15 protein-coding genes are annotated in these 12,301 nt (G+C 54.2%); 7 read left to right on the top strand and 8 right to left on the bottom strand.

Annotated features, from left to right (window positions below; translation table 11 throughout):
- The first annotated feature begins 5 nt into the window (after window positions 1-5).
- From ACE6ED_RS02890 to ACE6ED_RS02870, 5 genes are all read left to right on the top strand, one after another.
- Entirely contained in the window at window positions 6-1,379 is a 1,374-nt protein-coding gene (locus ACE6ED_RS02890; protein ID WP_410825457.1) for a YheC/YheD family endospore coat-associated protein, read from the top strand.
- A complete protein-coding gene (locus ACE6ED_RS02885) occupies window positions 1,376-2,509 on the top strand; it encodes a YheC/YheD family endospore coat-associated protein (protein ID WP_410825456.1) in 1,134 nt (377 codons plus the stop codon). The genes ACE6ED_RS02890 and ACE6ED_RS02885 overlap by 4 nt, the downstream gene beginning before the upstream one ends.
- 5 nt (window positions 2,510-2,514) lie before the next feature.
- Complete coding sequence (locus tag ACE6ED_RS02880) at window positions 2,515-3,060, top strand: GNAT family N-acetyltransferase (RefSeq protein WP_410825455.1); 546 nt, start codon at window positions 2,515-2,517, stop codon at window positions 3,058-3,060.
- Complete coding sequence (locus ACE6ED_RS02875) at window positions 3,042-4,172, top strand: YheC/YheD family endospore coat-associated protein (protein ID WP_410825454.1); 1,131 nt, start codon at window positions 3,042-3,044, stop codon at window positions 4,170-4,172. Before ACE6ED_RS02880 ends, ACE6ED_RS02875 begins: the two co-directional genes overlap by 19 nt.
- Before the next feature lie 251 nt (window positions 4,173-4,423).
- Window positions 4,424-4,657 (top strand): hypothetical protein, encoded by a 234-nt coding sequence (locus tag ACE6ED_RS02870; protein WP_410825453.1) that lies wholly within the window; start codon window positions 4,424-4,426, stop codon window positions 4,655-4,657.
- 714 nt (window positions 4,658-5,371) lie between these two features.
- Here ACE6ED_RS02870 and ACE6ED_RS02865 read toward each other — a convergent pair.
- The 4 genes from ACE6ED_RS02865 to ACE6ED_RS02850 all read right to left on the bottom strand — a co-directional run bounded on the left by ACE6ED_RS02865 (window position 5,372) and on the right by ACE6ED_RS02850 (window position 8,205).
- Window positions 5,372-5,473, bottom strand: a complete 102-nt coding sequence (locus ACE6ED_RS02865; RefSeq protein WP_410825613.1) for a hypothetical protein — start codon at window positions 5,471-5,473, stop codon at window positions 5,372-5,374.
- Between the two features lie 68 nt (window positions 5,474-5,541).
- On the bottom strand, window positions 5,542-6,255 hold the full coding sequence (locus ACE6ED_RS02860) for an HAD family hydrolase (protein WP_410825452.1): 714 nt from the start codon (window positions 6,253-6,255) through the stop codon (window positions 5,542-5,544).
- Between the two features lie 272 nt (window positions 6,256-6,527).
- Window positions 6,528-6,782, bottom strand: coding sequence for an AbrB/MazE/SpoVT family DNA-binding domain-containing protein (locus ACE6ED_RS02855; protein ID WP_410825451.1), 255 nt, complete (start codon window positions 6,780-6,782; stop codon window positions 6,528-6,530).
- 337 nt (window positions 6,783-7,119) lie between these two features.
- Window positions 7,120-8,205, bottom strand: a complete 1,086-nt coding sequence (locus ACE6ED_RS02850; RefSeq protein ID WP_410825450.1) for a CapA family protein — start codon at window positions 8,203-8,205, stop codon at window positions 7,120-7,122.
- A 372-nt stretch (window positions 8,206-8,577) separates the two neighbouring features.
- Here ACE6ED_RS02850 and ACE6ED_RS02845 point away from each other — a divergent pair, with 372 nt between their 5' ends.
- Window positions 8,578-8,832, top strand: coding sequence for a hypothetical protein (locus ACE6ED_RS02845; protein WP_410825449.1), 255 nt, complete (start codon window positions 8,578-8,580; stop codon window positions 8,830-8,832).
- 144 nt (window positions 8,833-8,976) lie between these two features.
- Here ACE6ED_RS02845 and ACE6ED_RS02840 read toward each other — a convergent pair whose 3' ends face one another.
- On the bottom strand, window positions 8,977-9,789 hold the full coding sequence (locus tag ACE6ED_RS02840; protein ID WP_410825448.1) for a serine/threonine protein kinase: 813 nt from the start codon (window positions 9,787-9,789) through the stop codon (window positions 8,977-8,979).
- A gap of 398 nt (window positions 9,790-10,187) precedes the next feature.
- Between ACE6ED_RS02840 and zupT the strand changes: the two genes are divergently transcribed.
- Window positions 10,188-11,003 carry a zinc transporter ZupT gene (zupT, locus tag ACE6ED_RS02835; protein ID WP_410825447.1) on the top strand — a complete coding sequence of 272 codons (816 nt, stop codon included), beginning with the start codon at window positions 10,188-10,190 and terminating at the stop codon, window positions 11,001-11,003.
- A 120-nt stretch (window positions 11,004-11,123) separates the two neighbouring features.
- On the opposite strand, the gene mnhG is transcribed toward zupT, so the two are convergent.
- The 3 genes from mnhG to ACE6ED_RS02820 are packed head-to-tail and all read right to left on the bottom strand — an operon-like array spanning window position 11,124 to window position 12,296.
- Window positions 11,124-11,543, bottom strand: a complete 420-nt coding sequence (gene mnhG, locus ACE6ED_RS02830; RefSeq protein WP_410825612.1) for a monovalent cation/H(+) antiporter subunit G — start codon at window positions 11,541-11,543, stop codon at window positions 11,124-11,126.
- A complete protein-coding gene (locus ACE6ED_RS02825) occupies window positions 11,527-11,820 on the bottom strand; it encodes a Na(+)/H(+) antiporter subunit F1 (protein ID WP_410825446.1) in 294 nt (97 codons plus the stop codon). The genes mnhG and ACE6ED_RS02825 overlap by 17 nt, the downstream gene beginning before the upstream one ends.
- Window positions 11,817-12,296 (bottom strand): Na+/H+ antiporter subunit E, encoded by a 480-nt coding sequence (locus ACE6ED_RS02820; protein ID WP_410825445.1) that lies wholly within the window; start codon window positions 12,294-12,296, stop codon window positions 11,817-11,819. The genes ACE6ED_RS02825 and ACE6ED_RS02820 overlap by 4 nt, the downstream gene beginning before the upstream one ends.
- Window positions 12,297-12,301 lie beyond the last annotated feature (5 nt).

Below are 12,301 nucleotides of genomic sequence, written 5' to 3'. Positions count from 1 at the left end.
CATACATGAGTCTCACTTTTGGCAACGTGCATTTCACCAGGCAGCCTCAACGCGTAGTGTACATTTCGGGCTCGCTGATGAAGAGCCTAAAGCTGTCCGGGAAAAAGAATATCCGCCTCCGGCTCGGCAAAGACGCTATTCCCGCCGCTCTGAAGCCGATCAAACGGGCCGGCAAGCACCTTTATCTCGCTTCGGGTATCCAGAACGCCATCAAAGTGCCGAAGACGGGGGCAGTTTACCTGCGTAATCTACAGAATGACGAAGTACAGATCGGCCCGCTGGTTGGCGTATTGTCTGACGGACCAACAGGTTCCGGCAAGCCCTTCGGTTCCCGGACGGTATTTATCAAGCAGCTGCTGCGGGAGGGCGCAGGCAAATGCTACATTTTCGCGTTTACTCCAAAAGATATCAACTGGCAGCAGGAGCGGATTCACGGGTATTTCCTGACGGACAGCGGAAAATTCGAACGCAAAACCGTTCCGTTTCCCGACGTGATTTATAACCGGCTGCCCAGCCGGCGGGCCGAAACGTCCCCGCAGATTATCCAGCTCCGGGAACGGCTGCTCCGCAGGCGGATTCCGTTTTTCAACTGGAGTTTCTTCAATAAATCCGACATTTACCGGCTGCTGGAGAACGATGCGCAGGCGAACCGGCATGTGCCCGAAACCCACAGCAGCCCGACGCCCGAATTGATCCAGGATATGCTGGACCGCCATCATTTTGTCTACTACAAACCTTCGTCCGGCAGCCTTGGACACGGCATTTACCGGCTGACTTATTTGCCCAAACGCGGGTATTTCGCCCGCTACAGAAAAGGCGGCAAAAACGTTCTGCTGCGCTTTTCGCAATTCGACAGCCTGATGCGGATGCTTCGCACCCGGCACGGCCGCATACTAAACAATTACGTGGTGCAGCAGGGAATCCGCCTGATCGAGATTGACGGCTGCCCGATCGACTTCCGGTTTCATATGCACAAAAACGGCAGCAACCAGTGGGTGGTCGTCGGCATCGGCGCCAAAAAGGCGGGACGCGGCAGCGTAACGACACACCTGAAAAACGGCGGTTCGCTGCTCACGCCGCAGCAGGCGCTCAGCCGCGTCTTCGGGCAAAACGCAGACGAAGTGCTGCAGCGGGCCAAACAAACGGCCGTCAAGCTGGCGGAATCGCTGGAGCTCCAGCACCGGCACCTGATTGGTGAAATCGGCTTTGACCTCGGGATCGACCAGGACGAGGAAATCTGGATGTTCGAGGCGAACGCGAAACCCGGACGGTCCATCTTCCGCCATCCCTCGCTGCGGAGCGAAGGACGCGAATCCGTCCGGCACATTTTGGAACACTGCCTGTATTTGAGCAAGTTCCGCAGGAGGGATGAGGTGTGAACGCCCGCGTTCCGGACGGCGGCAAGCCGGTTGTCGCCATTTTGACCATGGATGACCGCCGGAAGTTGTTCCGGGGCAACCGGAAAAACTTCCGCGACATCATCCGGACCGGCCATCATTTAGGTTTCCATGTTTATGTCGTCACGGTGCGCAATCTGAAACTTTCGGGACCTACCGTACTCGGGTATGTCCCGGTTTCGGGGAGCCGCCAGTGGAACGCGGTGGAGATGCCGCTGCCGCAAGTTGTCTATAACCGCATCCCCTCAAGGGATGACGAGAAGCGGCCGTCGGTCCGCCGGAAAATCGAAGCCCTGCTGGAACATCCCTCAATTCATCTGTATAATCCTTTCTTTTTCAATAAATGGACGCTGTTCGAATGGCTGAAGGGCTCCCGTGCCACGGTCCGCTTCGTGCCGAAAACGAGACGGCTGCGCAGCGCGGCGACGCTCCAGTCCATGCTGGAGACGCACGACGCCCTGTATCTCAAGCCCGAAGAAGGCAAAGCAGGCAAAGGCATCATGCGGCTGAAATACCGCTCCGGTGTACCGCTGCCCTACCGCTTGCAGATTCAGTCGGGACGGAAAAACATCACCTATAAAGCTGCGACGCTCCCCCGGCTCTGGGCCCGGGTTGAACGGGAAACCTGCGGCGAACGGTACATCGTCCAGCAGGCGGTAACGCTTGCGGAGCACGGCGGCCGGCCGTTTGACCTGCGCCTCCTTGTGCAGAAAAACGGCCGGGGCGGCTGGTCGCTCACCGGTATCGGGGCGCGGCTCGCGGGAGCGCGCAGCATCACGACCCATGTGCCCAGAGGCGGCACTACGGAAGAACCCAAGGAGATGCTGGAGGGCATGTTTGGTCCCGAACGGGCAGCGAGCATCTTGAAAGGCGTCCCGTCTGCGGCGCTGTTGATCGCCCGTCAAATCGAGCGGGCAGCCGGGTTCAAGCTGGGCGAAATGTCGATGGATCTTGGCGTGGATGAAGACGGCGGGCTGTGGTTTTTCGAGGCGAACTCCCGGCCGATGAAGTTCGACGAACCGTCGATCCGCAAGCTGTCGCTGGAACGGATTTTTCAGTACAGCCAGTATCTGGGCCAGCAGGAACCGGCCCCCTATTTGGAGAGGAGATGAGCGGGTTGCAGATCATAACGCTGTTTGACGCCGCACCGGGGGTATGGAGCCGCCAGCTTGCCGGTATTTGCGACTTCACCCGGGTGTGCGGCGGGCAGCGGATCCCGCCGGAGTCGCTCCGGCAGCTTGCATCACTGACGCCGGAAGGGCTTGCGCGGCCCGGAACCGCGCTGTCGCTGGCGACAGTCCGGGGCCAGGACGGCCGCCAGCTCGCCGGCGTCGGATTTGCTTCGGCGTACGGCAGTCAGACCTGCCTGGTCGCCGTTCATCCGCTCTACCGGGGCCGGGGGATCGCGGCATCGCTGCTGGAAACGCTGCTGCGGCTCCTCGGCCGTCTGGAGTCCGCGGGCGCCGGCGCGCAGACCGGGACCGCATCCGTGCGGCTGTGGCGGAGCGGCGGGTTGTCCGCCCCGCCGCCCTTCGCCGGACGAAGGGCGGTGCTGCGGTTCCGTTCGGTGCCAAGGCCTGATCCGGCGGCCCGGCCAGACGCTGCAGTTCCCGGTCTAACCGTACCCAGGGAGGAGGAAGCTTCATGCCAAGACCTGTATTAGGAATTCTGGCCCTATATATGAATGATGCGAAGCAGTTGGAAGAGAAGTCGGTCTACCGGCGGATGATTATCGAGGGCCGCGCGCTGGGTCTGGACGTCTACGTATTTACGCCGATGGAGGTCAGCAAAGACGGCAGCCGGGTACATGCGCTGATCTATGATGAAAAAGCCGGTGTATGGAAGCGACAGTGGCGCTCGTTGCCCGATATCATTTACGACCGCTGCCGGATCCAGAAGAGCCACCGTTTCCAGCAGCTGCTGGAGTTCCGTTCCCGTTTCGGGCATCTGCTTTTTTTGAACCGGCCGCTCCGCAACAAATGGACGGTCTACCAGACCTTCTCGCAAAAAAAACGGTTCCGCCCTCATCTGCCTGATACGGTGCTGTATCAAGGTCCTGCGGATTTGGACCGCATGCTGAAGCATGGGCCAGTCATCTATGTCAAACCGGCCAACGGAACGGGCGGGCGCGGAATTTTGCGGATTGAGCGGATTGCCGGCCGCCGGGGCGTATACGACATTCAGGGCCGGCGTAGGGACCGCCACATCATCACCCCGCGCAAAGTGAGCCGCGCCAAGCTGGATCAAACGGTCCGGCAGTGGTGCCAAGACGGACGTTATCTTGTCCAGCAGGGTATTCCGCTGCGCCTACCGGAGGGGCGTTTCCACGATTACCGGATGCTGGTACAGAAAAACGGGGAAGGCGTCTGGGAGGTGACCGGCATGGCTGGACGGATTGGCGCCGCCCGCAGCGTCACCTCGAACCTGCACGGCGGCGGCCGTGCGGTTCGGGCCGAACGGCTGCTGAAGTCCTGGCTTGGCGGCAGCGAACCGGCTTCCCGGACGATGCGCGCCGCCGAGCGGCTGGGGATTGATGCCGCCTCCTACCTGGAGAGCTCCTATGGCGCATTGTGCGAGCTGGCTCTGGATCTGGCTATTGACCGGGAAGGGCGAATCTTCATTCTGGAGGTCAATCCGAAGCCGATGCGCGAGGTGTTCGCCCGCTCTGGCGACCAGGCCACGTACCGCAAGGCGCTTACCCGTCCGCTGGAGTATGCCCTCTGGCTGTATAAGAAGAAAAATACGCCTAGTTCGGCGAAGACGGAAGAGGAATAATAAGATAAAATTAAACCGCCTTTCCTGTTCAGCCAGGAGGCGGTTTAGTTTTGCTAGACGCTATTATAAATTTTATTCAACAGGCGGAAGCAAGAAGATCTGAGGCTGCCAAGGACATCATTACATCTTTATTTTATAAATTTGCGATGGTGTAAATGATGGATGAAACATAAACCAATATACTAACCACACTTAAGATACGTTTTTTTTGCTTGCTGAACCAGAAGATAATCAAACATAAGGAGACTAGGATGAGCAGTAAAAAAAACAAGGATGAGTATAGATCATACTTATTACCACTCCCGAACCCCCCTTCTGTACTAAATGCAGCTGTTATTAATAATATAATGGTCATCCTTCCTAATACCGGAATGATTAGAAAGAGTAAAGAAAGTAGTTTTTTTTCAACATTGTCCTCCCCTTATCAAAAAAAGAATATCCTTATACAAATTCACTCAACTTTCGCAGCTGGAAAAATGGCTTAGCCCTTGAGTGAGTAAAAAAAATTCGATACTTGTATTGACAAAAAACACCTACTTGTTTGGTATCATGGTAGTGCGGCCAACGATGCCAACAAGAAGGGTGCGTAACTCTATGTTACAGCAACATTCCCTGCCTGAAACACCGTCTCGCTTTTCTAAACTTTGGAGGCATTTTGAAGCAGCTTCGCATTGTCCTCCCCTATTACTTTCTTACCGGACACAGGGGACCCTATTTGCTGTTTATTCCGTGTTTTGGCAAAGTGACGGACTCAGATTCCCTTATTTACGCGGAAAATCCATCGTTTGGATATTTTCGGTACGAATAACGGATCTGGAGTCCGCAAGGCAACCCAAAAACCCAGGAATATCAGAAGTAACGTCCTCTGAGTCCGGAAAGACCTGGGTATCGCGTGCTGTGGTAATCCGCTGCGGGTCTGTCACAGGAGAGGATTCGTTCTAGTTAGTTTCAACGACGACAACGGCAGTCAAAGACGTTGTTTACCAAATTCTTGGTTCGCACTGGAGCTTAGCTGATTTTCGCTCTGCAAAAGTTGAGTAAATTCATATTTTTCCCATCTATAATTTTATCGAATGTTCATTAACAGATATGTATAGTAATTTAATAACCATTTGCAAAAGTAAAATAAGCGGCCTGCCCTATAAACTAAAGGGCAGGCCGCTTTTTCGCAGCTGGTATAATGTATCCGGGGCTGCTTGTCAGCCTTTGTGCACAGCGATCATGATTTCGGTAATATTGCGCCGGAGTTCGTCCAGGTCGCCGCTTTCATATTGGGCGTGTCCGTCAATTCCCCGGTGGATGACAGCTCCTGCAAAACGCTATCCGCAAAAGCGGATAATTCTGTAACTAGATGGTCCACTGCCGCCCCCTATTCCGCCTGATCGTATAGGCCGATCAGCTCGTCGAAGGCTTGGATGGTAACATCCGCGCCTTTCAGCTCCTCGCCGCGCCCAAAACCGGCGTAAGCGCAGCCGATTACGGTCTGGCCGTTGCCTTTTCCCGCCTCCACATCGGACGAGCGGTCGCCGACCATCCAGGCGCTTTCGATCCCGTGGTTGTCAAGCAGCAGGCGCACCAGCTCGGTTTTGGTCGATGTCCCTTGACCGCCCGCGCTGTAGAGCCCTTCGAACAAATCTTTCAGCTCGTGAACCACTACGATGCTGTGTATGTAATCCTCCAGCCCGTTGCTGGCCACAAACAGGCGGACGCCGCGGTCCTTCAGCTGCTTCAGCGTCTCAAGCACCTTCGGGTACAACAGTGTGCCGCCGGCCTCCAGTCCTTCGATCTCCAGCTGCAGCAAAAGATTATCCGCCCGCCGGTGCACCTCCACGTCCGCATCCGGCATGACATTTTTCCAGATGTCCTCCAGCAGCATGCCCAGGCTTCCCAATATCAGCTCTTCCGGCGGCGTCGGTCCGGTATGCAGACCCTCCTCGCGCAATATATCGAACATCTTGTGATAGGCCGGAATCAAAAGGCTTTCCGTTTGAAACAAGGTGCCGTCCATGTCGAAGATCATGGCTTCCGGTTTACGGAGCGTTGTCCGCTCAGCCGCGGTATTCTCCTGTTCTTGTCGATTCATGCAGATCATCCCTCCACAATTTGCGTTGCGGATACCCTGCCGGGCAGCCGTATTTTTCCACACATGCCCTATCATAAAGGATGGCTTGGGGCCTGTCCATGCCGCAGCGCGTATTGGCCTTTCCCTGACGTTCCCGGAGCAGACGAATCATTCGGGTGCCGGGAGCGGCCCGCTGCAAAAGTGTGCAGCAAAAAGGACCGTCCGGATGCACCCGGCCGATCCTTTTTTCATTCCTCGTTTATCCTGGTTGAACCGCCATGTTCTGGCAAAAATCAGGCGTTCTTGAAGCTTTCGACGAGTTCGTCCAGCACGTCGCGGCTCACCATTTTACCTTTGAAGTTAATCAGGTTTTCGGAGCTTCCGGAAAAAATGCAGGTAGGCTCGTATTTTCTCAAAATAATTTTTTCCCCGTCCACAAAAATTTCCAGCGGATCTTTGATGTCGATTCCCATGGTGCGGCGCAATTCAATCGGGATGACAATCCGTCCTAATTCATCTACTTTTCTTACAATTCCTGTCGCTTTCATCCTTCGCATCCTCCATTTCTTATAATAACACTCTATTCCATCGCACCAAATAGCCGTTTAGGTTCGGTATTATATATGCTAGATAAGGAAAGAAAAGTGCTATCTATCTTTCTCTACTATATTATTCTACATCATTTGATATGTATCGACAAATATATTGTATTTTCTTATATTTATCGACAATTTTCTTTAAACTTTTCTTATTACACTTTCATTCCAAAGTTGAAACACCTGATCTGCACTTTTTGAAAAAAAACAAAAAAAACGGAAGGCCCGTTCAGGAGGCCTCCCGCTTGTACCCGTGCATTCCGTTTGATTCCGTAACCCGTTAACCCGTTTACTTCTCGTATACATTTCCTTTGGCATCGATGCGGGCGTTGTAAGACAGTTTGTTGAGTTTTTGGATGGCCTGGCGGTTATACGCCTCGTCCATAAAATTCGGTTGTCCGCCTACGATTTTGACCGGCCGGATCCGCGAGGTGACGCCGGAGCCGGTCAAGGTAAATTCGGCCATCATCGAGTGCAGCGTTTTGTCGCCCCCGCGGCTGGAACGATTGAAGACAAAGTTGCCAAGCGAATAATAAATCGGCTTGTGTTTGTAAAACTCTACGCCCATCAGGCAGTGGCTGTGTGCGCCGATAATCAGATCCGCACCGCTGTCGATCATTTTTTTCGCCAAGTCGCGGGCGTATTTCTCGGGGAAATCCTTAAACTCCTGGTTCCAGTGAATATAAACGACCGTATAGTTGCCTGCTTTGGCCGATTTACGGATCGTACTCAGCATCGGTTCCATGGAATAGGCCGAGGCGGCGCCAGGCTTATTCGGTCCAGCATACCAGGAAGGCCCGGACAGCACGCGGCTTACGCCGATCACTGCAATCTTCCGGCCGCCGATCTGTTTCGTGTACGGCTGGAACGCCTCCGACTGGTTCCGGCCGGCGCCGGTAACCCCAATCCCTGCTTTCCGCAAATGCGTCAGCGTATCCAGCATGGCATCCTGGCCGTAGTCCAAAATATGATTATTGGCGACGGTGACGCCGTCTATACCAGCGTAAAGCAGGCCCTGGAGCGTTTCAGGTTTGGAACGGAAAGCAAACGTTTTGTTTGCCGCCTTGCCCCGGGTGGATACCGGCGTTTCCAGATTGGCAAAGGCAAGATCCGCTTTTTTAAGCTCGGGCGCTACCTTGGCGAACGGAAAATTCACACCGTATTTGGCAATCTGTTTGCCGACAAACCCGTCAAGCAGCACATCGCCCACAAACGTCATTTGTATGGAATCACCCGCTTTGGATGTGGCCTCATCCTTGGTGGCAGCGGCCCCGGTTTGGGCCGGAATCGAGGTTTGTACTCCCGCAGCAGCGCCTTGGGAAACGGGCAGAACAACAAGAACCAACAGCAGGATAACACTTAACCATTTACGCAAAATAAAGACCGCCTTTACTAAAAAAAATGTCTTACAGCCATTGTCTTTGGAAGAAACAGCCATCCTATTCTATCACGTCTTCCTCGCGATTTGTCTAAGAAATCCGGTTTTGGGTTAAATAAAAGATAACACCCCAGTTCATAGCTTTGAGCTCCTCATGTTGAAACCTCGTTCCCCAAGTCACCGTATGAAAGGTATCAACGTTTAAAAATTTAAATATCGGTCAAGATGAACAACCAAGAGGCCTGCTCACCGGCCTAACACTCGCATACTACTCTCTTGCACACTAAACTCTAGCCAACTAAACACTTGCAAGCCGCATTTCCTTAAACCTCATGTTTCCGTAAACCAATTTAATTAGGAGGGATTCACATGTTCAAAAAGATTTTGGGCAAGGTCGTTCATTCGCTTGAGCAGTCGGGTCACAGCGGTCACCGAAGGCATTCCAGCAGCGGGCACAAGCGGCACTACCGCCATTCCAGCAGCGGGCATAAAGCCCATTACACCCGTTACTCCAGCAGCGCCGGCCACTATGGCCGCCGGAAGCATTCTTCTTCGGGCCATGGTCACGGCAGCGGGGGATACGGCCACAAGTATTATAAAAACCGCTACGGCAGCTCCAGTTGATCTCTTGGCGGCCTCTGGAATATTTGCTAATTTTTCAATAAAACAAAGAGCTGTCCCTAAGTCATAAAAAATATGACCTGGGGACAGCTCTTGTTTAATTATTAGATGACCGGATGAACCGCCGCTAAATCTGGCTGCTCCTGATCACCAGGCCGGCAACCCCGCACGCACGCTTTCCAGGTCATCCATCAGCTCGACTGCCGACGCATACGGCCGGTCCAGTTCCAGCAGCCGGCGCAGCAATCCTCTGACTGCCGGAGTCAGCTCCAGTTCCTCCTCCCAGGAACGGTCGGGCTGCCCGGCCTCCGGCTTGTATCCCGAATACAGCAGAAACAGCATCAAATGCCCCACATCGTAGAGGTCGGATTGAACTAAAGGCGGCATCCGCTCCGGAAGTTCTTCCCGTCCGGGCTGCCAGATCGCATCCGTGCCGCCGCCAATCGGCCGGGCCAGGCCAAAGTCGATCACATGCACGCCATCATCCCGGATGATCACATTTGGGATCCGGAGATCCAGATGGACATATCCCTGTTCATGCACATGCGCTACCCGATCCATCAGCTCCAGCGTCCAGCTCAAACATTCCTGTTCCGTAAAGCTTGCCCCGTCGCCAAAAATCAGATCCTCCAGCGTCCGGCCCTCAATGAATTCGGTGACCAGCCAGCAGCCTTCCTCCGACTCCCCGTAATCCAGGCAAGCTGGTATGAACGGGTGCGCCATCCGGCTGAGCACCTCCCGCTCTCGGGCCAGCAGCCTTCGCCCGACCGCTTGTTTGCTGGGCTTCGACAGCTTCACGGCCGCGATCCGCCCTTCCTTCTCATCTATACACCGGTAGGCCGTACCGTAGCTGCCGGTCCCCAGTGTTTCCTGGGTCCGGTAACGGCCGCCGATCAACGTTCCCGGAGGCAGCGGGTAATCCCGCCAGGCCGCCAGAAAACGGCGCCATCTTTCGAACAAAGCGGTTCACACTCCTTTGCGGGCGCGGCATTCGACCGTTCCGTCCCGCTCCACATTTCGATTATACCAGCAAGGAAGCTTCCGCGGCACCAAACCACTTTTTCTGAAAAAGGTTAATGAATTCACGAGCCGTCATTCGCATAAAGCGGCATAGCCCGCACAGGGCATCAGCCATTTTACCCGGGAGAATCAGCCGGCAAGCGCACCCCTCCCGTTATGCGCATAAGGATAAAAAGAACGGTTGACAAACAGCTTCTCCACATCTTATCATGCACTTAGCTAAATAAATTTACCTAAGGAAACATGTTTAGCTTTAACTAACATTAGTTCTTTGTTCCGGTTTCTCCTCTCGCGGCCGGAGTTTTATCTACTATTAAATTGAGGAGGAATGTTAGTCCATGGACTCGAATGTTCTTTTGGCCTTCAGTCTTACCCTGCTGGCGGGTCTGGCTACAGGGATCGGCAGCTTGATCGCTACCTTCACCAACGTAACGAACACCAAGTTTCTGTCCGTGACCCTGGGTTTCTCCGCGGGTGTTATGATCTATGTCTCGATGGTTGAGATTTTTGTAAAAGCGAAAGACGCTCTCGTCTCTTATTCCGGTGAAGTCGCCGGGAATTGGCTGACTGTCGCCGGATTTTTTGGCGGAATTCTGCTTATTGCGCTGATTGACAAATTTGTTCCGGAGCAGGGCAACCCGCACGAAGCTAAAAATCTGGGAGAGATGTCCCAAGCTGTGACCGGATCTCCCGCCGGAGATACAGGCCTGCTTAAGATGGGCACCTTTACAGCGCTGGCAATCGCCATTCACAATTTCCCGGAAGGAATCGCTACCTTCACTTCCGCGCTGCAGGACCCCGGCCTCGGCATTGCGATCGCGGTTGCAATCGCCATCCACAACATTCCCGAGGGGATTGCGGTGGCGGTCCCGGTATTTTTTGCTACAGGCAGTAAGAAAAAAGCGTTTCGTCTGTCCTTTCTATCCGGTCTGTCGGAGCCGTTTGGCGCGCTGATTGCTTATCTGATTCTGATGCCGTTCCTGAATGACATGATGTTTGGCCTGATTTTCGCCGCGGTTGCCGGTATTATGGTATTCATTTCGCTTGACGAGCTGCTGCCTGCTGCCAAAAAATACGATGACGGCCATTTATCCATCTACGGTCTGGTTGCCGGGATGGCGGTTATGGCTTTGAGTCTGCTGTTGTTTATATAAACAGAGTTGGAACCGCTGTTTCGACAAAGGCAAAACCCGTTCGCCGGATGGCGGACGGGTTTTGCTGTTAACGGCGTTTGCATACGACGAGTGTGTGTAGGAACGGCTGCTGTATATCTATTATGAATTTTTCATATGTTGAATTTTTGATATTTCTCCCTGCACCTGCCCCCGTTCTTGCTCCCATTCCGCCCGCTCGCGCGCCAGCTCCGCTTGGAGCTCATCGCTTACGCTGCCCGGCCACAAAGGAACACCAGAACGGTAGGCAGCCCGGCCGTTCAGATGCCCGGCCACCGGCGAAGTGATAAAGACAAATACGATGCCCAGCAGCAGCTTGACGCTGATGTGGTCCATGAACAGCCAGAAGTATAGAAACGCGCCGGTCAAAATACACAATACGCCAAGGGTTGCACTTTTGGTGGCCGCATGGGAACGCAGGTAAATGTCGGGCAGGCGGATCAGCCCAAAGCTGCTGAGCAGACTGAACAGCGCGCCGAGCAGGACCAATATCCCGATCAGCCATTCACCGGCCGTCATCATCATCTCGCTGTTCAAGCACAACCCCCCTCTCGATATACCGCGCAAACGCCGTCGTTCCAATAAACGTTAAAATCCCGATTAGCAAAATAATGTCCACGAATGCCTGCGTCCGCAGCAGCAGACACAGCACCGCCACCATGGCAAGCAGGTTTACTCCAATCGTATCGAGCGCGGCGATCCGGTCGGCCCGGCTCGGGCCTTTGAGCAGTCTGTACGTACAGCCGGCTATCGCCAGCGCAAGCAGCGTCATCGCCGCAATCAGCAAGCGGTCTATCATCGGCGGGTCACCTCCATGATGGCTTGTTCAAACGTGCCCCGAATCTGCTCGGTCAGCTCCTGTTTATCCCCTATATCCATCGCGTGGATATACAGGACGTTCCCCTCCCTGGAAACCTCCAGCGTGAGTGTGCCGGGGGTCAGACAAATCAGCAGCGACAGCAGGGTTACTTCCCAATCCGACGTCAGCCCGGTCTGGTAAGCGAATATACCGGGACGCACGGCCAGTTTGGGCCGGATAATGTGCCGGATGACAGTGAAGCTGGAAACGACCAATTCTCTCAGGAACAATCCCAAGAGTTTCAGCACCGCCCACAACCGGCTCAAATACGTCCCTCCAGGCCAAAATTTACGGAAAACAAACAGCAGCAGCATCCCCAGCAGAAATCCGATCGTAAAGCGGGACCCTGACCAGTCGTTATGAAGGAACATCCATAAGAAAGCAATCAGCAGGTTCAGCAGCAATTGATAAGCCATCTTTT

This window comes from Paenibacillus nanchangensis (genome assembly GCF_046543445.1).
Taxonomy (GTDB): domain Bacteria; phylum Bacillota; class Bacilli; order Paenibacillales; family Paenibacillaceae; genus Paenibacillus_AQ; species Paenibacillus_AQ nanchangensis.
This window is presented reverse-complemented; position numbering and strand designations above follow the sequence as displayed.

What these genes read in the sequence shown, in the direction of transcription:
- ACE6ED_RS02890 (WP_410825457.1), top strand. Translation starts at nt 6, where the DNA reads ATGAGTCTCACTTTTGGCAACGTGCATTTCACCAGGCAGCCTCAACGC.
- ACE6ED_RS02875 (WP_410825454.1), top strand. Translation starts at nt 3,042, where the DNA reads ATGCCAAGACCTGTATTAGGAATTCTGGCCCTATATATGAATGATGCG.
- ACE6ED_RS02870 (WP_410825453.1), top strand. Translation starts at nt 4,424, where the DNA reads ATGAGCAGTAAAAAAAACAAGGATGAGTATAGATCATACTTATTACCA.
- ACE6ED_RS02860 (WP_410825452.1), bottom strand. Translation starts at nt 6,255, where the DNA reads ATGAATCGACAAGAACAGGAGAATACCGCGGCTGAGCGGACAACGCTC.
- ACE6ED_RS02855 (WP_410825451.1), bottom strand. Translation starts at nt 6,782, where the DNA reads ATGAAAGCGACAGGAATTGTAAGAAAAGTAGATGAATTAGGACGGATT.
- ACE6ED_RS02845 (WP_410825449.1), top strand. Translation starts at nt 8,578, where the DNA reads ATGTTCAAAAAGATTTTGGGCAAGGTCGTTCATTCGCTTGAGCAGTCG.
- zupT (WP_410825447.1), top strand. Translation starts at nt 10,188, where the DNA reads ATGGACTCGAATGTTCTTTTGGCCTTCAGTCTTACCCTGCTGGCGGGT.
- mnhG (WP_410825612.1), bottom strand. Translation starts at nt 11,543, where the DNA reads ATGATGACGGCCGGTGAATGGCTGATCGGGATATTGGTCCTGCTCGGC.
- ACE6ED_RS02825 (WP_410825446.1), bottom strand. Translation starts at nt 11,820, where the DNA reads ATGATAGACCGCTTGCTGATTGCGGCGATGACGCTGCTTGCGCTGGCG.
- ACE6ED_RS02820 (WP_410825445.1), bottom strand. Translation starts at nt 12,296, where the DNA reads ATGGCTTATCAATTGCTGCTGAACCTGCTGATTGCTTTCTTATGGATG.